We start from the raw sequence: 21,014 nt of genomic DNA, 5'->3' as shown, positions 1-21,014 counted from the left end.
ATTGTTAGCGTGGGAATAGTAAATTATTGCAGCCATATCGTTTGATGAAATGTGCGCATAGATTGGCACATTAACTAGCGCATGAATGGGCGTTCACATTAGCGCCGAAGACAAACAAAAACGCCCAACTCTGTGGGCGCTTATAAATGCGGACTGGCTTACGTTATAAGTTTTACTCAGTGCTAAGCTCGTCAGTATCACTTACACTTAATATCGATTAAATCGATTAATGCGAATGGCTGCCGTGTCCGCCCTGGGCTTCAATCGATTGGCCTTCACTGTTGTAAAAACCGCTGCCGCCATGTTCAATAAAGCCTTGGTTGATCATCTTAGCGATAAAAGGATCAGACTCACTGTCGCCGACATCGGCAAAATCAATATCTTGATAATCTTGGGTTAATACCACAAACGCATCGCTATCAAATGGCTCTACGCCCACCAGCTTGTAGGCTAGATTCGGTTGAGATTGACCTAAGATAAACTCAGCGGGCAGGCTGATGGCATCAATCCAAACAAGCTCACTCTCTAAGCCGTTAACCTTACCTTCAAAGCCTTGAGTCGTAAAACACGCCTCTTGCTTAGCTTGTGTCTTGGTCATGTGGGTCGGCAATGCTGGCGATACCACATGGTACAACTGGTCGCGATCGTGTTGAATGTTGAGTGCGCGTAAATCACCTTTGCGGTAAGTTACAGAACGTTTTTCAGCGGGGAAATAGCGCACGTACTCGCCATTGCTCGACCATTCTTCAAATGTTGAACCATCACGCTGAATAATAAAGTCTTGTCCATTACGGATGAGGGTCATTTGCCATTGCTGGCCCTTGCCATTGGTCACTTGATATTGAGCCTTTAAATGCTCGGCTTGTAGCGTTGGACACTGAGCCTCTTGCGCTGACATAGCAACATTGGGCAGAACTAAGCTGGATAACATTAGAGCCAATAGACGGTTTTTCATTAGACTTCTCACTTACTGAACAGGGTAAACACTTAAGCTTTTGTAAACGCTTTGGTATGTTAAATCGTTAGGCTAAAGGCTGATGGATGACGTATGCCATCCATCAGCGCTGCTTTTACTTAACTATTACTGCTACTGCACTATGTCTTACTGCACTATTTCTTACTTCACTTATGCAGAGACTAAGCAGGGCTTACTTAACCGCAGCCGCTTCAGCTTTAGCCACTAAATTTGCCGCGCGGTTCATCACGTGGAAAATGTGGTTCTGCTCAACCGTACCTTGGATAAGATCCGAACTTGGGCCGCGGGCGAAAATCGCTACGTCTTCCCCTGCATGGGTCTCGTCACTTAATGGCACTAGCGCTTCTTGGTGGAATCCGGCACTTTGGGTATCAACAAAGTTCAAGTCCTTACGACCTGCGTCCACTGGGAAGTTGTAACGCTCATCGCCACCTGTTGCTAATGACGCATAGCCCATGCCGTTAGCGTAACCGACTGTGGTATATGGCAAACCGTTAGCATCGGTAGAGTTAGTCACTTCAGCAACGCCGTTGGCGTCGTTCGACTTCACTAAACCTAGGATAGGGTTACCGCGAGTTGGATAACCTGCAATGGTGAACACATGGCTGTGATCCGCTGTAACCATTAACAAGGTATCGTTTGCCGAGGTTTTTTCCATCGCCACACGCACCGCTTCAGAAAGCGCAACTGTGTCATACAGCGCACGCGCCGCATTACCTGCATGGTGAGCGTGGTCGATACGGCCAGCTTCAACAATCAACACGAAGCCTTTTGAGTTTTTCTTCAGAATATCAATCGACTTAGCCGTCATTTCCGCCAGTGATGGCTCGCCAGTCACGCCAGCTTCTTTACGATCGTAGTCGTATTCCATGTGCGATGAGTTGAATAGGCCCAGCAAATGATCTGTGCTTGCCGCATCCACACTGAGGAAACCGTCCCTGTCTTGCACGTAAGCGGCGTTAGTGTATTTAGTCATCCATTCAGCTGTGAGGTCACGACCATCGTTACGCTTACCTGCTTTACCTTCTGGATCAACGGTCGTCTTAGGAATAAAGGCGCGGCGACCGCCACCCATCATCACGTTAAGACCGCTGCCGTAGTTAAAGTCGAGCATTTGCGCGGCGATATCTTTACAGCCATTAGTCACAGCTTCGGCTGGCAGGTTTGAATCGGCTTCCCAATCACGTTCTGGCACATGGGCGTAAGTCGCCGCAGGAGTTGCGTGGGTTAAACGCGCCGTTGTCACCACACCCGTTGCCATTCCCGCCATTGCGGCAAGCTCGAGTGACGTCACTAAATTTTGATCTTTAGTCGAAGCACAGTTAGCACGTACTACGCCTTCAGCCTGTGAAATCACGCCTACGTCGGTTTTGACACCTGTCATCATCGCCGACATAGTGCCTGCAGAATCCGGCGTTTGGCCGTCGACGTTATAGGTTTTAGAAAGACCCACATAAGGCAGAGTTTCGAAAGATAACGAGTTTTCTTCGCCCGTTTTGCCTTTGAGCTGGCCTTCTAAAATACGTGCGGCAGTAATGGTTGATACACCCATACCATCACCCACAAACAGGATCACGTTTTTCGCGGCGCCAACATCATTGTTAACAGTTAAGCCTTCGGCTTTGGTCACGCGAGCTTGTGCATCGACATACCACTGATTCACAGCAGTCCAATCTTTGCCATTGCTACCGTTAGACCCATTTGATCCATTGCTACCCGGTGTTCCCGCGGTACCGTTATCACCATCGCTACCGCATGCGGCTAAACCCAGCATGGCTGAAATCGCGACTACTAGTAATTTCTTATTCATTTTTTGCTCCAAAAGTGAGGACTCAGTAACTAATCCGTGATTAGTACTTAGTGCCGCCAAGCTGCTGCGCTTGGTTGATAATGTGGAAGATCACGTTCTGCTCAATCACGCCCTGAACCAGATTCGAACCTGGACCTCTGGCATGTAAGCTGATGTCTTCACCGGCGTGAGTCTCACTTTCCATTGGGATAAGCGCTTGTTGCATAAAATCTTTATCTTGCGTATCGACTGAGGTTAAGTCGTCACGCACACCCACCACAGCACCTGGGCCGTTGGTATAAGCCAGCGTGGTGTAAGGCTTGTTGTCATTCGCTGTCGCTAACGTGCCATCGACGTTATGCACTAAACCTAAGATAGGGTTACCGCGTTTTGGGTAGCCTGCGATAGTGAACACATGGCTGTGATCCGCTGTTACCATGATCAAGGTATCGTCGCTGCTCGTTGCATCCATTGCCGCTTTCACTGCATTAGATAACTCAACCGCATCGGTCAGCGCACGGCTTGCATTGCCCGCATGGTGACCGTGGTCGATACGGCCAGATTCAACGATTAGCAAGTAGCCTTTGTCGTTCTTCTTCAAAATATCGAGGGATTTGGCGGTCATTTCAGTTAGTGATGGCTCACCACCTACGTCATCAGCGCGGTCTGCTTCGTATTCCATGTGTGATGGATTGAATAGGCCGAGTAAATGATCTGTGTTGGCAGCATCAATGGCGTCGAAGCCTTTTTTGTCCCACACGTAAGCAGATTTGCTGAAATTATCGACCCAAGCTTTAGTTAAGTCTTTACCGTCTTTACGTTTACCGGCTTTGTTCTCGCCATCTTTCACTGTTGTGGGTAGGAAGTAGCTACGGCCGCCACCTAATGCCACAGTTAACGAATTGGCTTCATCGCGCATCACCAATTGGCTTGCGATGTCGGTACAACCGTTCGCAACCGCTTCGGCAGGTAAGTTGAAATCGCCTTCCCAATCGCGCTCAGGGGTTTTGGCATAGGTTGCCGCTGGCGTAGCGTGCGTTAAACGCGCCGTAGTGACTATGCCTGTTGATAATCCTTTGGCATTAGCAAGGTCGACCAGAGAAACAAGTTCATTGCCTTTTGAAGACAAACAGTTACCACGTAAGCTGGTATCTGAAATAGAGATAATACCCGCCTTGGTTTTAACGCCTGTCGCCATGGCTGTCATAGTGCCCGCAGAATCTGGCGTTTGTTGGTTAGTGTTATAGGTTTTCACTAACGCCGTGTGGGGGAACTGTTCGAAACTTAAGAAGTTTTCTTCGCCGCCTTGGTTGTCAGCTTTATCCTGCCCTTGCAGAATACGGGCTGCCGTTAGCGTCGAAATACTCATGCCGTCACCGACAAATAAAATCACATTTTTAGCGGTTTTTTTAGTGTCGACTTGGACTTTAGCCACCACGTTTGCCGCACTGTCTTTAAACCACTGGCTGTCTGTTTGTGTTGCGGGCAGGACTGCAGCATGCGCTACAACCGTCATTAAGCTGCAGGAGATAGCTGCAGCGATCCGTTTAATATTCATCACGTTCATCACCGATTTATTATTGAGTGTATGAGGGTATTCCCTGTAGAGGCGACCCGATTTTCAGGCATTTATGTGACGAATAAGCGTGATTTGGATGGCGGTTTTATTGCAGCTAAGTGTCAGATTTATTTCAACTAACAATATGCAAGACGTTAAGTTTGACCACCAGCAGATCACGTTTTAATGTCCTATTGATGTGAGCTCATGGAAACGGATGATTAAACTTGAATAAAAATGAACCCATTTATCAGGCTAGCTATACTCTAGTTAACTCAACACGGCTAGGAACAGGTTATGCAGCGACGGAGCAATATGCGCATTTGGAGTGTGTTGATAGGTCTATTCTTTTGTATCTCTGTTCATGCGACCAGTAAATCCACAGCAGAAACTACAGCGGTACTTGCTGATAAACCTATCATTACCATGGCGTTTTATGAGGACCCCAAACACAACTTCTACTTTAAATGGGCTGAACTGATTTACACCCAAGCCTTTGAACGCTTAGGTTATGGCTTCTCCTATCAAGTGGTTCCCGCTGCCCGCGCCAGTATGATGGCGGACTCAGGAAAAGTGGATGGCGAGCCGGGGCGTGTATTTCGTTATGGCGAGAAGTTTACCAACCTCATTCGCATCGAGGAACCGGTTGTCGATACCCATTTAATTGCCTTCGCACACAATCCCAAAATCAAGATTACCAACTGGCAAGCACTGCAAAAGAGTCGATATAAGATCGAATACTATCGAGGCGTGTTCCTCGCAGAACAAAAGCTAAAGGGACTCATTCCAGAGGAGCGCCTGACTGAATCCTCATCCCCTGTGAGCTCTTTTCGTAAAATACTCCGCAACCGAATCGATATCTATATAGATACAGAGGCAAGCTCATTGGATCTATTACAAACCCCAGAGTTTCAAGGTAGCGAGATCATCGCGATTGCCACCCTAGAAGAACTCACTAGCTATGGTTACCTGAATAAACGTCACGCGGCACTCGCCGTAAATCTTGCTCGGGAGCTAAAACAGATGAAGCAAGAAGGCATATTTGAAATCTATAAACAGCAGGCGCGAAAAACGCTGAATGATGCAATGAATAATGGCGATACCCCACAATAACGCAATCAGCATCGCCAATCTTGTTTCAATTATTTCATTGACTTAATTTCAAAGCGTTTTAGTGTTATCTAAAGTATGTCGCTGACATATATGGCTTAACTGACAGTACATTACTTAACTGGCAATACATTAATTAACTGACAGTGCATTGCCCAACGAAGAGGCAGACCCACAACCAAGCGGTACTTTGATTTAGCATGTGGAACAATCAATCTAAGGAACAGATGAACAACAAAATAACCTTCAAAAATAGCAGGCAAATTGATTCACTCCTTCTCCCTAAGTTGCCCACTCTAGAGTGGCGCCACTGTATTGGTTGTGGAGCGTAAGGATGGGGACTCAGTTCGCGCGCACATTAGCTATTTTACGGCAACGAACTCGCTCAACCGTTGCTAAGGTTCTGTTGATCATCAGCATGTTTATCGGGATCTGCATCGCCCTCGTCGCACTTGTGTATATTCAAGGCAATATATTTGATGGTGTACGCACCTATGTCCGCGGTGAAGGCTTGTGGGCCAAGGCGCAAAAAGATGCGGTACTTTATCTCACCCATTACTCTTACACCCAAAATGATGTGGACTTTCAGCGTTATCGCGCAGCGACGAGCGTCATGGAAGGTGATCATCAAGCCAGGCAAGCCCTACTCGCAACGCCAATCGATGAACAGGCAGCCAAACTGGGTTTTATTCAGGGCCTCAATGACGAACGGGATACCGACTCACTGATCTGGTTCTTCCGTCACTTTCAATCCAATTCCTATATGCGGCAAGCGATTCAGCTGTGGGGCTTAGCCGATCAACGCTTCGAGTTTGTAATGCAACTCGCCGAGAATATGCTTATTGAAATCAATCAACTGGGTGGCAGGCCCGAAATCCTCGCGCAATACCGCCAGCAATTGATTGATGTAAATGAAGAATTACTCAGCCTAGAAATTGAATTTTCAGCTGTGCTCAGTGAAGGCGCACGTTGGGTAAAGCAAATGACCTGGTTGATTAGCCTTGGCGCCCTACTGCTGTTTATCAGTATTGGGATCTTCGCCAGTCGGCAGATCATTCGTAACATCGCCAAGTCTGAACGGCAGTTACTGATCAGTGAATCTCGCTTCACTAGCCTGAAAAACTCCGACACCATAGGGATTATTTCTTGGCAGCTCGATGGCACCCTCCATGATGCCAATGATCATTTCCTCAAGATGCTCAATTTTGACCGCGCGGATTTGACCTCAGGCTTAATCAACTGGCGCTCAATTACCCCACCTGAATATGAAACACGAGATGCCATTGCGATTGCAGAGTTAGAACAGTTTGGTCACTGCCAACAATATGAAAAACAACTTATCAGCAAGAGTGGTGCCTTAGTGCCTGTGATGTTAGCGGCCAGTTTTTTAAATGGCAGCAAATATGAAGGCGTGGCTTACTTTATGGATCTCACCGCCAGTAAACAGGCCGAAGATAAACTCAGGCTCGCGGCAACCGTGTTTAATGCCAGCACCGACGGCATAATGATCACCGATCCCCTGCTGAGTATTATTTCTATCAATCAAGCCTTTACTCATATTACTGGCTTTACCCAGCAGGATTTGCACGGCGATGCCAACCACTTCCTCAATGACGGGCACAATAGTGATGACGCCCGCCAAGCCATGCTAAATCTGCTTCAACAAGGCGAGCAATGGCAGGGGGAATTACTCAAACAAGTTAAATCGGGCGACTTACTGCCGCTCAGTGTGCGCATCAATACAGTGCGCAATGAGCATGACCGCCTGACTCATTTTGTCATTGTGATTACCGACATTGCCGAACGTAAGGCAGAGGAGGAATATCTGCGTCATATCGCCCATCACGATGCCCTGACTAACCTGCCTAATCGTGTGTTATTCCACACTAAACTTGAACAAGCCATAGTGCACGCCCAACGGTCTGATGATATTTTTGCAATCCTTTTCTTAGACTTAGATAACTTTAAGCCAGTGAATGACCAGTTTGGTCACGATGTGGGAGATAAACTATTACAGGAAGTCGCGAAACGGCTTTCATCTGGGATTCGCCAAATGGATACCATCACTCGCCTCGGAGGCGATGAGTTTGTGATCCTGCTAGAACACCTTGCCAATACACATAGAATCGGCCAACTGATCCCTCAGATAAGCCAAGCTATTTGCGCGCCTTACACTATCAATGGTCATCAAATCCATATCGGTGTCAGCGTCGGTTTGGCGATTTATCCAGAAAACGGCACAGATGCAAAAAGCCTGATCAATCATGCTGATCAGGCCATGTATTCGATGAAAAAAAACAATAAGACTCACCTGCAAAGCCTAGGTTAAGCCTTACTGGCTGGCGAGTTTACGCCAACGTAATCCATCACGAATCACCTCATACCCAGGGAACATAGCGGCAATCACTAGACTATAACTGAGCCATTTATCTAGCTGCAGTAACGTAAATATCCCCTGTAATTCAGGTCCTTGGTTTTGTACTTGGGTTTGTAATAGTGGCGAACTAAATGCCAGAAAGACTAAGAACGAGGCATAAGCAAGATTAATCCCCATATTCGCCAGTAACAATTCAGTGGTCCACACTCTGCGGCGTAACTGCCACAGACTATTGCCCATAGACAGCAAAATAATAGGGCTAAACCATTGCAGTAATTGCTGAGCATTGGCGCTAAAAATCACGGTACGTGTAGCTAATTGCTCGCTACTCATCCACACAGAACACCAGATCACGAGCAAGAGGAAGAGATACGTCGCCAGATCGGCAAACACATCGCTTAAACTAATATGCTGCCAACCGGGGCCGACCTTTGGCAAATTCTGCGGCTGCCATTTTTGGCAATTGCTGCCAGATAGCGGTTTTCCTTGAGCCGAAAAGCTCCAAAAAGACAAGCCAATTGCAGTAAAGGCAAGACAAGCATCGCCGATAAAACCTTTGGCAATATGATGGATAAATCCGAATAGATTTCCCTCTGCCGAGCCCAGCCATTGAGTCGTGCCGCCTACCACCTGCAGCACAAATAAAACACCAAGCACCATGAAAAGTGTATGTTTAAAAAGCGGAATATCCTCAGAGGCAATAATAGGCACTGCCGGTACAAATTGCTGCGCGACCTTACAGGGATGACCCATTTGCTTTAATACATCGGCAATTTGCGATTCGGTCAATTCACCTTGCTCAGATAAGGCATCCAATTGGTCGCAGATATTGGCTTTTAATTCACGACCAATTTCCTGACGCTTGTTCTCGGGCAATTCACGCTGCACCGCGGCGATATAGCGATCGACTAATTCCATATCAAATCTCCTCTGCGCTCTCGTCTGAGCGGTTAATATCAGAGCCATTAGTGTCAGCGCTTTGCTCCAGCAAAAAAGCCAAGGCGCCATTAAGTTGCTGCCATTCATCGGTAAGTTGACTGAGTAACTCAGCCCCCAATGACGACAATTGGTAATAACGACGCTCACGCCCTTCGGCCTGTCGCCACTCACTATCCAACAATCCTTGATCGGCTAGGCGGCGCACTAAGGGATACAGAGTCCCCTCATCAATATCGATACCGCCTTCCTGCAACTGTTTGCGGAGCGAATAACCGTAATGGGGTTGTTTTAATAATCCCAGTACTGCCAACACTAATACCCCACGACGCAACTCGAGTCGCATTTTGACTAGCTGTGAACTTGTCATAGTCGAATTCCCATCCTGAACACTGTGTCACACACACTGTGCGCCACACAGCAAATACTATGCAGCACACAGTAATATTGCAAGTTTTTATTGCGCACTTTTTGCTCTCTATGTTCAAAATAAACACAAACACTTGTTTGTATTGAATTTAGAAAAATGCCAACCGTTTCTGCAGAGTGCTCACATTTCCTCTGTGCCATACACTCAAAGCAAATGACTCCCACATAAGCAAATTCAAGATAAAAAATTGCAAAACTTCCTATGCTTGAGTAACTTAGCATCCAACATTGAATAGCCGACTCGCCAACCTAAAAACGGTTTATTCCTCCAAGGGGATAAATCGGATCGACTCAAGTAAGTATTGATATTCAATAACTAAAACTATTAAGCCGTTAAATTAAGGACATAGAAAATGCTCATGGATAGAGGCGTGCTGGTACGCTGGAACGATGAAAAGGGATTTGGCTTTATTCAGCCTGAAAAAAACGCCGCCCAAGATGTGTTTATTCACATTTCGGTGCTAAAAAAGATGGCGAGAAAACCCATAGTGGGCGACAGCATTCTGTTTCAAACTGAAGTGCAAAATGACGGAAAAAGAAAAGCGGTTATCGCCTCGATTGAAGGCGTCGCGGTGGTAGCGGCAAGCTCAGCGCCACGCACCGATTCCCACTCTCATGTCCAATCACGCAATGAAAACTTCAATAACAAAAACAAAGCCCATTACCATAGCCCACGAAAATCTTCATTTAATACGATAATCCCGCTGCTAATAATCGTTGCCATAGTTATCTTTGGCTTTAAACAATACCAAGAATTTAATGAAGCTCCTGCAATCGATGAAGTACCAGTCCTCACAAATGAAGACATTCAGCCAATGCCCATGTACGAAACTAAAGTGAGAACTCAAACACCTGCAACGCCAAGATTCCAATGTGAAGCGGGTAAAACCCATTGCAGCCAGATGAGTTCCTGCGCAGAAGCGACATTCTATATCCAACATTGCCCCAATACTCAAATGGATGGTGACAATGATGGCATTCCCTGCGAGCGCCAGTGGTGCCGTTAGCGATACGACATATGTAAAGTTACGCGTGTAACCTTAAGCCTGAGCAGGTAGTAAAATGATAAGTAATCTAAAACAATGGCGAGATAGCCTGACAGGCATACAGCAAACCGGAGTGATTGCTGCCAGTATCGGGCTTCTCATGCTTGGCTTATTCTACCTTGGTCAATTTATCGGTAGTAGCGTGGTAAAAATGGGCTGGCTTTAACCCTAAAAACACGCAAACTAGCCCATTAATTCATACCCATAGCAACTTCCCAATGGCAACGCATGCACACTGATATCATCACGCAAATTGACTCACCAGAGATGCTTGAGTCTTTGTTAACCGAGCACGCAGCGGTGCTGTTGTTATTTGGCGCGCCGGACTGCGGTGTGTGCCAAACGCTCAAACCGAGAATTGCTGAGATGTTAGCGCAAGCGTTCCCGCTGATGCAGATGGCCTATATCGATTGCCAAGCCCAAGCTGAGATAGCGGCGAGCCACAATGTATTTACTCTGCCAGTGGTGGAATGTGTGTTCTATGGCAAAACCTTTGGACGGTTTTCTAAGGTGTTTTCGTTAGCGGATATTCGAGGGGCGCTTGCCCGCCCCTATGGTTTAATCGTGACGGAATAATCCAGAGTCAACACTGGGATGACTTGTGTGTCAGCGGTCTAAAACCAGCGTAATGCACTGACTTATCGAGTGTAACCTGTGCTGCTGGCGTGCTTATAAGACGTGTTGAGCCAGATGCTGCTTTAGCTTTTCCGCTGCAACCGCAGCCGTCACCTGTAGAATGACAACATCCGCCCTTGGCCGCATGTTTGAGTGAAGCGCGACCTTGGGATGCATCCGTCAACCTAAGATTAAGATCCGCCGTTTGTGCAAGCAAAGTCGCCACAGTTTGACTGACACTGCCTTTACTCACGCTAATCCCCGCATCGAGCAACTTTCCTAACATGCGCTCACCGATATTCTGGGCAATCACAATGTCGGTACCTTGTTGAATAATAAGCTCTAGTAAGGCTTTTTTAGCACTACAGTCACCCTCTATAGCCGGGCTATCCACCAGCTTAATTAGCTGAAACTGTTCGTTATAAAACCCAATTTGCACGGCTTTAGTAAAGTGACTGGCAAGTCGTTCGCGGCTAATCGGCATGGCAATAATCATGATAAATCCTTGTCTGTTTGGGTTGGCAGCCTCAAGGCTTGACCTTGAGTAATGGCCGTAGCCACCTTTTTACGGGCATTGGCGAGAAGGTATCCAAAGGTTTGCCGAGAGATCCCCATCAAGGCTGCGGCTTCGAGCTGGCTTAATCTTTTCACATCACCCAGTTCGAGGGCCTCAAACTCATCGGCTTCTAATTGAATATGGGTTAATTCAACCGCAGGGATCCCATTTGGCTTAAATAGGCTACAGGGCACACAGCTCGATAATTGACGGCATTTTTTGGGTCTTGGCATAATGTTTATATCTTTAGCTAATTTTTAAATAGTCTTTATCTATTGAAATAGTGTTTTAGATCTTAGTGCATGTTTATGCACACATAGTGAAACTCGGGCTCACTTAGCCAACGCAGTAAATGGATATAAACGATTCGCAAGCTTGATGGCTAAGTTCAGTTGATGAACCACAATAATCATCGAGTTTCTGGCCTAGGCCAGAAACTATTATTCACGCCAGTGGCATAACAAACTGCAACACAGCTCACAGTTAGTTATATCAAGCATGGCTAATTCAACGCCTTAAGCGGAGTGCAAACCCAAGCAACTGTCTGTGCATCAAATGAATTAAGCCATTGTTATGGATATGACTTCAATAAAATCCCGTTATAAAAACCCAGCCATAAAACCCGTCACAAAAAGCCTATAAAAAAGCGCCACTAGGGCGCTTTAGGGATTTTCAACACTAAACCGATTACAAGCTCAGGCTATTATTGCTGCGGTCGGCGTCGGGTAATTTATGCTCGGGATCCAGTGTCGCCGTCTTCACAGGTTTAGTCACAGGTAAGACAATCGTTGGCGAAACACGGTGCATCCAGGTTTCAACCGGAATACGAAAATCTTCACTCGTCCCGTCAACATATTGCAAACGCAGCGTGGCTGGCATGACCAACTTTTGTTTACTGGTCAAACTGATAGCAGTACCTTTGCCATGTTTGTCATCTACAGCTTTTACACCTGTGACTGCCATATCCAACTGCCAATTATTGAGATACCAGCCACGCCACCACCATGCGAGATCTTCACCAGCGGCGCTTTCCATAAAGCGGAAAAAGTCCGATGGCGTAGGATGCTTAAACGCCCAAGTAGCAATGTATTCTTTAAAGGCGGGATCGAATCTATCTGGCCCTAAAATCTGCTCACGCAGCAAGACCAGCCCTAAGGCACCTTTAAAGTAACTCACTGAATGGCGATAGGTTTCAGCAACCGCTTCCGAGGGTGCCATCAGAGTTGGCGCTTCTGCATCGGCCAACACAGACAAGATTTCATCCACAGGATTGCCGCCCTTAGGCGCATATTCGCTGTCGCGTTTAGGTGCAAACTCGCCTTGATTGAAAGCATCCGAGGCATACACATCGATAAAGGTATTAAACCCTTCGTCCATAAAGGCGTGGCGACGTTCGTCTGAGCCCACAATCATAGGGAACCAGTTGTGGCCGAGTTCATGGGCGGTGATCCAAAACAGCAGATCGTCCTTATCGTCCATGCCATCAAACACTATACCGGGATATTCCATGCCAGCGCCCTGACCGCCGAGGTTGACCGCCGCAGGCCAAGGATAAGGATACCATTGGGAAAAATGCTCAATATTGGCTTTCACATACTCAGTGGCGCGGTCCCACTTATTCGATCCCACACCTTCGGCGGGATAGGCGGACATCGCCAGCGACGTTTTGCCATTGGGTAGATTAATCCGCGCCGCATCAATCACAAACGCGGGCGATGCAGCAAAGGCCACATCGCGGGTGTGCTCCATACGGAAATGCCAATCTAAGGTTTTGCTCGCACTTGGGCGACTGTCGGTTTTGGTAATATCTTCTAAGGTGCGGATATACACAGTTTTATCACTTTTCTTGGCCGCGGCGAATCTCTGCTGCTCGGTTTTGGTTAGCACATCCTTAGGATTCACTAACTCGCCAGAACCCACCACCCAATAGTTACCCGGCACTGTGACCGTGTAATCTATGGTGCCATATTCCAAGTAAAACTCAGAACCTATGTAGGGATTGTTGTTCCAACCATGGAGATCGTCATATACGGCCATGCGCGGAAACCACTGGGCGATTTCAAAAATCTTGCCATTGGTCGACGGCGTGACTGAAGTGCGGCCGCCCCAAGTGCCGGGAACTTGGTAGCTATAATCGATTTGCAGTTGTAGCTTGCCGCCGTTCGCCGCCAGAGGCTCGGCCAAGTCCACCCGCATGCGGGTATCATCGATTAAGAATTTAGCATCATAGCGTTTACCGCCAATCAAGACTGTGACCTTATCGAATTGATATCCATCGGTAAATTGACCACGACGCCATTCTGACGCCACAGTACTGCGGGAATCCTTGCGGTACATGTTTTGATCTAACTGCACCCACAGCGTTGGCAAGGCATCGGGACTGTTATTGGTATAAGTGATGACTTCTTTGCTGCTTAACTTATCGTTTTGCGTATCGATAGTGGCGTGCAAACTGTAATCAACGCGATTTTGCCAAAACATCGCACCGGGCTTGCCCGCACCATTACGCAGCGCAGTCGCGGGATAAGGTAACGACAGCGGCGCAAACAAGGTTTGTGGATCAAAGTGTGAAGGTGCGGGGGTGCTGGGCGCCGCGACAGCAAGCGCCGAGCAGCCAGCCCACAGGATGGCAGTTGCCCTGAGCCAATGAGGCATAGTGGAGATTCCTTTATTATTTTTAGATGGATGCACACAACAGCAGTAGCGCTTTAGACTGACGCTAAACATGGACTATACGATATCAACTCAAGCCAAATGAGGCAGCCCTTAAAATGCCTTTGAGCGCCGAGGAATTGTTACAAAGGGTGTGCTGTACGGGTTACCGCGAGTGAAATAGCAAGCTTGTGACAGATCGCTTGTAATAAAAGCTCAATGGGATGGCAGGCCTCAGGCTTTTCATCCCAGCTTTGCATAACAACACTTCCATCACCGATTTACATTACACGCTCAGCAAACAGCTAAGTAGCCGTGACTCGCCAGCGGTTGCTGATGCTTGCTTGCTTGCTTGCTTGCTTGCTTGCTTGCTTGCTTGCTTGCTTGCTTGCTTGCTTATTAAGACGGGCTCAATCCTTGGACTCGCTATCACTCACCTGCACCGAATAACCGTCGCCCTGCTTAATAAAATCCACAAAATGATGGATAGCGGGCAACGCATCTTCCCTATGGTGCGACACGTACAGCAATTGGCTCAGATGATGCTCGGCTATCATCTCCAACGCCAGCATCACTAAGGTGCGATTGATAAAATCTAAGCCCTGATACGGCTCATCTAAAATCAGTAATAAGGGCTGTTTAATCAAGGCGCGACCAATAAGCAATAACCGCTGCTGCCCATAATCGAGCTTCTTAAAGCTGGTGCTTGCCAGCCCTGTCATGTGCAAAATGGCTAACCATTCCTTTGCCAAATCTAGCTGAGGTTTAGTGGGTTTCTGGTACAGACCAATCGAGTCAAAAAAGCCAGAAAGCAGCACATCTAATGCCGAGCAACTGACGCGATACTGTAAGTGCAGCGCCGACGATACTATGCCAATCCGTTGTTTAATCTGCCAAATACTCTCGCCGCTTCCGCGAGGTCGGCCAAAGAGCGTGATGTCATTGCTATAGCATTGTGGATGGTCGCCTAAAATCAGCCCCAGTAAAGTGCTTTTACCGCAGCCATTTGGGCCGCGAACTTGCCAATGTTGCCCTGCTTCGATGCGCCAATTCACGCCGCTGAAAATCAGCCCACTGACATATTCCACTTTGCCATTTTTAATCTCGACCAGAGGCTCAAACGCCTCGGCGTTGTGCCTTTGCCGCTCCATCAAGGCCAAGAGTTCATCGCTACGCTGCGCCGATAACGCATTCAGCTGCGCCATCACAGGATGATTGTGCCATTGCTCAATCGACATCGACGGGCTGAGTTTGTGCACACTCTGCCCCGATTTGAGCATCTCGCCATTAAACAGCGCCACATGGCTGATACACGGCGGCAATTCCTCTTGGCGTGAGGTAATGATCAGCAACTGAGTATGCTCGGCCACTTCACTCAGCAGCTCAGATAAACTCGCCTGATGTTCAACATCGAGGCCAGCGTAAGGGTCATCTAAAATCAGCAATTGCGGTAACATTGCCAGCGCACGCGCCAGCATGACTCGGCGTGTTTCGCCCGTCGATAACTGCCGAAAACCACGCAGGCGCAGCGGCTCAAGCCCAACCTTTTGTAATAGTGGCGCGAGTTGTGCGGCATCTTGGCAGCATTCCAACACTAAGGATTCGACACTCGAACCGTAATCCAACTCGTCTTTTTCTAACTCGCGTGCCAGCAACGCTTGCTGCAACCCAAGTGACACCCAGCCGATACGTTGCGGCAGGCCAGCAATCGTCCCTTCATCGGGCAGAATGTCACCGGTTAATATTCGCCCGAGCAAGGAACCGCAATAACTGTCGGTCGCGAAAATCGCCCAATGTTCAGCAGGGTGCAGTTGCCACTCATCGACGACTAGCACCTCATTATCACGCCCGTATCGTAACTGTTTAACCACAATACTTTTGTCTTGGTTCGCGACAACATCAAGCATAACCACAGTTCCTTTCTATTTTTAAGGGATGATAAAATCTAATACGCTTAATGGCATAGGTAAAGCGTGGCAACATCCAACGGATACCCATGTGTGAGGCAACCACTCTGGCAGAACTGTGATAAAATCGGCACCTGTTTAACTTTCATATCAACAAGGTAATGCAATGAATCCCATTATTGCCATCTTAAAAGAACACAACGTCAGTGACGCTAAGATCCAAGAACTGTTTCAAACATTAACCGAAAATCCATTAATGGCGATGGGTACGCTCGGTCAATTAGGTATCCCAACCGAAAAATTACAACAACTGCTGGGACTAGTGATGCAGAAACCGGCCTTGATCAAAGAAGCCGTGCTTGAACTCGGTTTGGATTTCTCAAAAGTAGAAGCCGCAAAAGCCCAACTGCAAAAATAAGCGCAGACTGTTCAAGTTTGTAGACATCATGCGCTAGGGGAATCCGCGTAACTCAGATCCCCTAGCGAATGTTAAAACCACTAAACCGCAAAGTAATTAAATCTCACAGCAACTAAACCTCAAAGCCATTGACGCTCAAAATGATAGTACCAAGTGAGCTAACTGTTTTGCGCCTGCCACTCCTCAATCGCCTCTTTCGCCGCTCGAAAAGCTTCAATCCCCGCAGGCATACCGCAGTAAACGGTGCAATGCAGTAAGACTTCTTGGATCTCTTCAACCGAGCAGCCATTGTTTAGCGCCCCCCGCACATGGCCCTTTAACTCAGTCGGCGCCTTTAATGCAGCCAGCGTCGCAATAGTAATCAAACTGCGCGTTTGCCTTGAGATGGCATCACGTACCCAAACCTCACCCCAGCAATTGGCCGTAACTAAATCTTGCAGCGGTTGCGTAAAATCCGTCGCACTATTGAGCGCCTTATCCACATAACTATCGCCCATCACAGCACGACGCACCTCAAGCCCCTTCTCGTATTGCTCATCGTTCATCGATGCATCCTTTTTCTTATGTGATTAAACTATGTGATTAAGCGATGTGATTAGACTTATTGAAACCGCCAACCAATCTGCCTTATATCCTTACCACCTATAACTGATAACCAACGTTAGATTGAGCGCACCCAAGCAACGAACTCTTCGGCGAGTCTGGGAGGGTTACAGGCCTCTGTCTGATCTGCGATCTCGTTATAGTACTCGAGCTCGTGAACTATGATGGGTACCGAACGACCGAAAACGCGACTAACGGTTAAGTTGGAATGGAGTGTAGAAGCGACAACGCATACTGCGGCAACAAATTGCTCGGTTATCTCCTGACCGAGCTCAAGGCAGCGCTCAAAATCGACATCTTCCTCCGCATCACTGTACCCGAGACCGAGATCGGCCACCCAGCGAGCTAAGATATCCGCAGTCTGAGAGTCAGGATCCCCAAAGATGAGGAGTTCGTTTTGAAGCCAGAAGGCATAGTTCCATTTTGCTTCGTCAGAGCTAGAAGCCTTTGGAATCGAGGCATGCCACTCGTCGACTGTGTTATAGCCGACTGTCAGCGTAGGTAGACGGGGATCGTCATATTCGTTGTTGATATAGAAAGACAATGCATAGATCTGCTCCGCCTCAGAGCTTGGTATACTCTCGAGCGCTTCGGTAATAGCACTCTGAAGCACGGTAATCATTGGGATATTCATACTGGGTTTCCTGCTCGTTTAATGCCGCATTTAGCGAATAAAAATAGTGCATTGTAATTGAGAATAAGAGCTTAACCCACTATTTTTGTTCAGCTTAAATGTCTGCCAATATATTAGTATTCAACCAATTTTCCAGTTATCTGTATGCCTTTTTACAAGCATAAACTCTGCAAATTTAACAATGGATGGCTCGTTAAATTCTTTTGCTGCTCGTTTGCTGCTTAACAGCGGAAGTTGATTATTAAGTACTGTCATTCCAGTGACACGCCACCCCTTTTATTTCACAAGAAGTATCCATGAGGGCTCGACGACGGCATCTGCTACATACGGAAGTGCAAATGCCGCGATCACATGGTCAATGATGTTCCAGACATCATAGTGACATTTCCCATATCCCTATGGGTCAGATATGAAAGAGCGGCCATGCCGTCAACGGTCACTTACATGCCAATGCTTAGTCCAACCAACTATCCAGTTATCTGTATGCCTTTTTACAAACATATACTCTGCAAATTTAACAATGGACGGCTCGTTAAAATCTTGTCTGCGATTTACTGAAAAAGATATGAATGTCCTATCTTTTTATTGAGTGTTTTGAGATGGTTAAACGCGCGATTGTTAGCTGTGGCCTTGCCAAAATAAAAAATCGTCTCATCTCTAGGATCGACCAACGCATAGACGTAGTGCCCTAATTGCTTTTGTACATCCTTGCTAAAACTCATACTTTCTCCGTTACTCATTCCCACTTGGGACTGTTACTAATTTCTAGTCACTAATGCTTTTAACTCCTCGATACTTAATGGCTCTTTTCCTCGATGGAGCATAGAGTGGCAGTTTGAGCAGACTGGGATTAGGTCGTTAATTGGATCGACCTGATAACTTCCTTTGATCTCGTTAAGTGGTTTTATGTGGTGTACTTCGATGAAGCCTTCACCATTTTTGCCATATCTGTCTGAAAAATCGAATCCACAAACGTTACACTTACACCCATAGCGAGCTATGCATGCTTTTCGAGCTTTTGGATCTCTTTCATACTTATTTACAACCACTTGCTTAACAGCGCCTTCTGTATACACTTCTCCATCATCTACTTCATGTGGAGATTTAAATTCCTCGTTATCTTCTTGTCCAAAATATAGTTTGTCGATTTGGTTTTGTGCACTGATATCAGTTTTCTTTCCAGTGCCACTTGAGGTAACTTCTCTCACAATTATGTAGTAACCGCTTTCCTCACTGCCACCATCAGGGTTTAAAGACTCCATTTCAACTTTGAGTCCGGCGTATGTAATGAAGCGGTCCCCAATTGAGAAATCTCTAACAAAAATTTCCCCATCATTATCACGAATCACCCGCAGTGTTGAATCACGAATTTCTTCAAAACTGTAGCGTGGTTTTTGACCTCGGACGGCTTTAGTCCTTTTCCATTGCAACATAGGTTTATCCTTAAGTATGGTTTAACGAATAAAGCGAAGATGACAGAAGTCCCCCTTCCCTGCGAAATTACCGCTGGGTGATAAGATGTAGCTAGCACTACACTTTGACATCCCTGACCTCGGCGGCAAAACTAAGGTAACGATCACATCTCGCCAGCAACTGCGCTTTGTAATGAGCCACAAATACTGTTTCACTCTCATCGAGAGCTGGGAGCATTGAAACCACCTCCGCTATTGCCTGCGGTATTCTTTGCGCTATTGACGTTAAGTTACTGATTAATAGATTTCTTGGTAAACCTAAGCCATCAATAAATGCGGCCAATTGATACGCGTAAATGCTGTTTGGATCAAATTCGTCATCGATTGCCATCGCAAGCTGTTGTTCAAAATCCTCATACATAGCCACGCTGACCAAATCGTACCAAGGAGTTGGCTCCATTCCGCTTGGCGTCATAAAAAATGAATAGTTTTTACCGTGTGCATCGGCATTGCCGGTTAGTAAATTGAACAGCGCCCATTGCAACATGTCTTGCTTAGCAGCCACTGGATTGCGACATTTTACAGCAAGACTAAAGAGCCTGTTAAAACTTACCCCTTCACGAATATCTTTAACATCACGCCCTGAACCAAAATTACGTTCATATTTTTTGCTAACACTAAAACCAAGTGCTTGGCAGCTATCGACAATATGCCTTCTTAATACCCTTTGCTCATTTGGCATATAACGTCGGTCAAAGCGTTCGACACAGAGTACTTTGTAATCTCCAAAATGAACGATATCAACATTAGCCACATTCATTCCAATCGCCTTGGCTAAGCGCATCGTCATAAATTCATTGAGCACTAAATGGCGATATTTTTCGAATTTAACAATATGGGTAGATGACAGTGCGCCTTCGGCAAATGCAAATTCTTCACCGTTATAAAACAGGTTTAATTTAGGTTGCACACCCGCAACCGACAGTCGAGGTTTGCCGTCCCAAATTTCCATCGGCCACATTGTGGGATCTTCAATTCGCTGAATAACTTCTTCAGCCTTAATTGGCCGTAATTGTGTTTCAGGCAGCAAAGTCCCTTTAGGAACAAAAGCAACAGCACCTGCGGTATCGAGACCAATGGCTCGGATCAAGGCAAAGGTATTTCCCTTGGAGACGCCAAGCGATTCAATTAGATAATCTAATCCTTTGTTTTCCGGTAATAAGTTAACCAAAAACATCGATATCTGACTGCTACTTCCTGTGCCATCTAAGGGAATTGTTGGGGATAGTGGAAATCCGCTTTGCTGCCAGTGCTTGGTGTAATGTACGGCAAAGGTGTCGGTCGTCGCATCAAAGGATAACTCCCCGATAATTAAATCACCGAGGTGCATCTCTAACGTGAGCTTTTTGGAAGTACTCATAGGTTAATACCAGCCGTTAGTTTCGGTGTCGCTGGTTTGAGCCGCAACGATATCAATCCCCAGACCATCAAGAATTTTGAATACGGTTGAGATATAAACATCCTCACCTTTTTCAACTCGGATCAGCGTTTTTTTGGTTACGCCACACAGCATGGCCGCCACGTCTTGAGTAAGAGCAGCACTTTTCCTTCGCTCTTTAATTAACAAACCGAGGGATTGTTGATTTAGCGGTGATGCCATTATCATCTCCAAAAGTGTAACTTCATACACCTTAGCCCTAAAACCAGCCCCATTCAATATAAAAGTGTACAGAACTACACTTTTTGATTGTTGAAAATGACAAGCCAACCAAAAGTGTACAATGTTACACCTTAATGATCATTTCACTGCTTAAAACCCAAAAAGTGTAGGTAAGTACACCAGAAACTTACTCACGTCGTTAGACCAAGAAAACAAAACCCCGACTCAGTTACCCGAGTCGGGGTTTTCATTTTTCTCTTACAAGAATTTAGGTTTAAGCGATTAAGCTAAAGACCGCAGATGTTTTGCGCAGGATAAAACGTTCAATACAAGGCG

At 46.6% G+C, this 21,014-nt stretch carries 20 protein-coding genes; 6 read left to right on the top strand and 14 right to left on the bottom strand.

Annotated features, from left to right (window positions below; all coding sequences use genetic code 11):
- Positions 1-226 precede the first annotated feature (226 nt).
- From OX890_RS05385 to OX890_RS05375, 3 genes are all read right to left on the bottom strand, one after another.
- A complete protein-coding gene (locus OX890_RS05385; protein WP_006086088.1) occupies positions 227-955 on the bottom strand; it encodes a hypothetical protein in 729 nt (242 codons plus the stop codon).
- 193 nt (positions 956-1,148) lie between these two features.
- Positions 1,149-2,786: an alkaline phosphatase gene (locus OX890_RS05380; RefSeq protein WP_006086089.1), complete on the bottom strand. Its 1,638-nt coding sequence runs from the start codon at positions 2,784-2,786 to the stop codon at positions 1,149-1,151.
- A gap of 40 nt (positions 2,787-2,826) precedes the next feature.
- Positions 2,827-4,323, bottom strand: a complete 1,497-nt coding sequence (locus tag OX890_RS05375) for an alkaline phosphatase (RefSeq protein ID WP_268650596.1) — start codon at positions 4,321-4,323, stop codon at positions 2,827-2,829.
- A 297-nt stretch (positions 4,324-4,620) separates the two neighbouring features.
- Here OX890_RS05375 and OX890_RS05370 point away from each other — a divergent pair, with 297 nt between their 5' ends.
- Both OX890_RS05370 and OX890_RS05365 read left to right on the top strand, forming a co-directional pair.
- Positions 4,621-5,436 carry a hypothetical protein gene (locus tag OX890_RS05370; protein ID WP_268650213.1) on the top strand — a complete coding sequence of 272 codons (816 nt, stop codon included), beginning with the start codon at positions 4,621-4,623 and terminating at the stop codon, positions 5,434-5,436.
- A 331-nt stretch (positions 5,437-5,767) separates the two neighbouring features.
- Positions 5,768-7,762: a diguanylate cyclase domain-containing protein gene (locus tag OX890_RS05365; RefSeq protein WP_268650212.1), complete on the top strand. Its 1,995-nt coding sequence runs from the start codon at positions 5,768-5,770 to the stop codon at positions 7,760-7,762.
- Between the two features lie 3 nt (positions 7,763-7,765).
- Here the strand turns inward: OX890_RS05365 and OX890_RS05360 are convergent, their stop codons facing one another.
- Both OX890_RS05360 and OX890_RS05355 read right to left on the bottom strand, forming a co-directional pair.
- Positions 7,766-8,728 carry a hypothetical protein gene (locus OX890_RS05360; RefSeq protein WP_268650211.1) on the bottom strand — a complete coding sequence of 321 codons (963 nt, stop codon included), beginning with the start codon at positions 8,726-8,728 and terminating at the stop codon, positions 7,766-7,768.
- Position 8,729: 1 nt separating this feature from the next.
- Positions 8,730-9,116 carry a PadR family transcriptional regulator gene (locus OX890_RS05355; RefSeq protein ID WP_006086094.1) on the bottom strand — a complete coding sequence of 129 codons (387 nt, stop codon included), beginning with the start codon at positions 9,114-9,116 and terminating at the stop codon, positions 8,730-8,732.
- A 412-nt stretch (positions 9,117-9,528) separates the two neighbouring features.
- On the opposite strand from OX890_RS05355, the gene OX890_RS05350 reads away from it, so the two are divergent.
- From OX890_RS05350 to OX890_RS05340, 3 genes are all read left to right on the top strand, one after another.
- Positions 9,529-10,182, top strand: coding sequence for an excalibur calcium-binding domain-containing protein (locus tag OX890_RS05350; RefSeq protein ID WP_126491153.1), 654 nt, complete (start codon positions 9,529-9,531; stop codon positions 10,180-10,182).
- 55 nt (positions 10,183-10,237) lie between these two features.
- Positions 10,238-10,387, top strand: a complete 150-nt coding sequence (locus tag OX890_RS05345; protein WP_006086096.1) for a hypothetical protein — start codon at positions 10,238-10,240, stop codon at positions 10,385-10,387.
- 62 nt (positions 10,388-10,449) lie between these two features.
- Entirely contained in the window at positions 10,450-10,797 is a 348-nt protein-coding gene (locus OX890_RS05340) for a thioredoxin family protein (protein ID WP_006083097.1), read from the top strand.
- A gap of 7 nt (positions 10,798-10,804) precedes the next feature.
- On the opposite strand, the gene OX890_RS05335 is transcribed toward OX890_RS05340, so the two are convergent.
- The 4 genes from OX890_RS05335 to OX890_RS05320 all read right to left on the bottom strand — a co-directional run bounded on the left by OX890_RS05335 (position 10,805) and on the right by OX890_RS05320 (position 15,951).
- Positions 10,805-11,332: a NifB/NifX family molybdenum-iron cluster-binding protein gene (locus tag OX890_RS05335; protein WP_259527657.1), complete on the bottom strand. Its 528-nt coding sequence runs from the start codon at positions 11,330-11,332 to the stop codon at positions 10,805-10,807.
- Complete coding sequence (locus OX890_RS05330; RefSeq protein WP_006083099.1) at positions 11,329-11,625, bottom strand: DUF134 domain-containing protein; 297 nt, start codon at positions 11,623-11,625, stop codon at positions 11,329-11,331. The genes OX890_RS05335 and OX890_RS05330 overlap by 4 nt, the downstream gene beginning before the upstream one ends.
- A gap of 454 nt (positions 11,626-12,079) precedes the next feature.
- Positions 12,080-14,047: a M1 family metallopeptidase gene (locus OX890_RS05325; protein WP_268650210.1), complete on the bottom strand. Its 1,968-nt coding sequence runs from the start codon at positions 14,045-14,047 to the stop codon at positions 12,080-12,082.
- A 407-nt stretch (positions 14,048-14,454) separates the two neighbouring features.
- A complete protein-coding gene (locus OX890_RS05320) occupies positions 14,455-15,951 on the bottom strand; it encodes an ATP-binding cassette domain-containing protein (RefSeq protein WP_268650209.1) in 1,497 nt (498 codons plus the stop codon).
- Positions 15,952-16,117: 166 nt separating this feature from the next.
- Between OX890_RS05320 and OX890_RS05315 the strand changes: the two genes are divergently transcribed.
- Positions 16,118-16,369, top strand: a complete 252-nt coding sequence (locus tag OX890_RS05315) for a DUF2999 family protein (protein WP_268650208.1) — start codon at positions 16,118-16,120, stop codon at positions 16,367-16,369.
- Positions 16,370-16,527: 158 nt separating this feature from the next.
- On the opposite strand, the gene OX890_RS05310 is transcribed toward OX890_RS05315, so the two are convergent.
- From OX890_RS05310 to hipB, 5 genes are all read right to left on the bottom strand, one after another.
- Positions 16,528-16,914, bottom strand: a complete 387-nt coding sequence (locus tag OX890_RS05310) for a carboxymuconolactone decarboxylase family protein (RefSeq protein WP_219253638.1) — start codon at positions 16,912-16,914, stop codon at positions 16,528-16,530.
- 116 nt (positions 16,915-17,030) lie between these two features.
- Positions 17,031-17,606, bottom strand: coding sequence for a hypothetical protein (locus tag OX890_RS05305; RefSeq protein ID WP_268650207.1), 576 nt, complete (start codon positions 17,604-17,606; stop codon positions 17,031-17,033).
- 758 nt (positions 17,607-18,364) lie between these two features.
- The gene (locus tag OX890_RS05300) at positions 18,365-19,039 is read right to left on the bottom strand and encodes an HNH endonuclease (RefSeq protein WP_268650206.1); all 675 of its coding nucleotides are present in this window, start codon (positions 19,037-19,039) and stop codon (positions 18,365-18,367) included.
- 97 nt (positions 19,040-19,136) lie between these two features.
- Positions 19,137-20,438 carry a HipA domain-containing protein gene (locus OX890_RS05295; protein WP_268650205.1) on the bottom strand — a complete coding sequence of 434 codons (1,302 nt, stop codon included), beginning with the start codon at positions 20,436-20,438 and terminating at the stop codon, positions 19,137-19,139.
- Between the two features lie 3 nt (positions 20,439-20,441).
- Entirely contained in the window at positions 20,442-20,678 is a 237-nt protein-coding gene (gene hipB / locus OX890_RS05290) for a helix-turn-helix domain-containing protein (RefSeq protein ID WP_220591948.1), read from the bottom strand.
- Positions 20,679-21,014: the final 336 nt, after the last annotated feature.

Origin of the sequence: Shewanella sp. DAU305 (genome assembly GCF_026802235.1) — a bacterium.
GTDB lineage: Bacteria > Pseudomonadota > Gammaproteobacteria > Enterobacterales > Shewanellaceae > Shewanella > Shewanella baltica.
This window is presented reverse-complemented; position numbering and strand designations above follow the sequence as displayed.

Excerpts from the sequence above, each read along its gene's own strand:
- OX890_RS05310 (WP_219253638.1), bottom strand. The coding sequence starts at position 16,914 with ATGAACGATGAGCAATACGAGAAGGGGCTTGAGGTGCGTCGTGCTGTG.
- OX890_RS05340 (WP_006083097.1), top strand. The coding sequence starts at position 10,450 with ATGCACACTGATATCATCACGCAAATTGACTCACCAGAGATGCTTGAG.
- OX890_RS05345 (WP_006086096.1), top strand. The coding sequence starts at position 10,238 with ATGATAAGTAATCTAAAACAATGGCGAGATAGCCTGACAGGCATACAG.
- OX890_RS05350 (WP_126491153.1), top strand. The coding sequence starts at position 9,529 with ATGCTCATGGATAGAGGCGTGCTGGTACGCTGGAACGATGAAAAGGGA.
- OX890_RS05315 (WP_268650208.1), top strand. The coding sequence starts at position 16,118 with ATGAATCCCATTATTGCCATCTTAAAAGAACACAACGTCAGTGACGCT.
- OX890_RS05380 (WP_006086089.1), bottom strand. The coding sequence starts at position 2,786 with ATGAATAAGAAATTACTAGTAGTCGCGATTTCAGCCATGCTGGGTTTA.
- OX890_RS05320 (WP_268650209.1), bottom strand. The coding sequence starts at position 15,951 with ATGCTTGATGTTGTCGCGAACCAAGACAAAAGTATTGTGGTTAAACAG.
- OX890_RS05365 (WP_268650212.1), top strand. The coding sequence starts at position 5,768 with ATGGGGACTCAGTTCGCGCGCACATTAGCTATTTTACGGCAACGAACT.
- OX890_RS05325 (WP_268650210.1), bottom strand. The coding sequence starts at position 14,047 with ATGCCTCATTGGCTCAGGGCAACTGCCATCCTGTGGGCTGGCTGCTCG.
- OX890_RS05335 (WP_259527657.1), bottom strand. The coding sequence starts at position 11,332 with ATGATTATTGCCATGCCGATTAGCCGCGAACGACTTGCCAGTCACTTT.
- OX890_RS05295 (WP_268650205.1), bottom strand. The coding sequence starts at position 20,438 with ATGAGTACTTCCAAAAAGCTCACGTTAGAGATGCACCTCGGTGATTTA.
- OX890_RS05385 (WP_006086088.1), bottom strand. The coding sequence starts at position 955 with ATGAAAAACCGTCTATTGGCTCTAATGTTATCCAGCTTAGTTCTGCCC.
- OX890_RS05330 (WP_006083099.1), bottom strand. The coding sequence starts at position 11,625 with ATGCCAAGACCCAAAAAATGCCGTCAATTATCGAGCTGTGTGCCCTGT.
- OX890_RS05360 (WP_268650211.1), bottom strand. The coding sequence starts at position 8,728 with ATGGAATTAGTCGATCGCTATATCGCCGCGGTGCAGCGTGAATTGCCC.
- OX890_RS05305 (WP_268650207.1), bottom strand. The coding sequence starts at position 17,606 with ATGAATATCCCAATGATTACCGTGCTTCAGAGTGCTATTACCGAAGCG.
- OX890_RS05300 (WP_268650206.1), bottom strand. The coding sequence starts at position 19,039 with ATGTTGCAATGGAAAAGGACTAAAGCCGTCCGAGGTCAAAAACCACGC.
- OX890_RS05355 (WP_006086094.1), bottom strand. The coding sequence starts at position 9,116 with ATGACAAGTTCACAGCTAGTCAAAATGCGACTCGAGTTGCGTCGTGGG.
- OX890_RS05370 (WP_268650213.1), top strand. The coding sequence starts at position 4,621 with ATGCAGCGACGGAGCAATATGCGCATTTGGAGTGTGTTGATAGGTCTA.
- hipB (WP_220591948.1), bottom strand. The coding sequence starts at position 20,678 with ATGGCATCACCGCTAAATCAACAATCCCTCGGTTTGTTAATTAAAGAG.
- OX890_RS05375 (WP_268650596.1), bottom strand. The coding sequence starts at position 4,323 with ATGAATATTAAACGGATCGCTGCAGCTATCTCCTGCAGCTTAATGACG.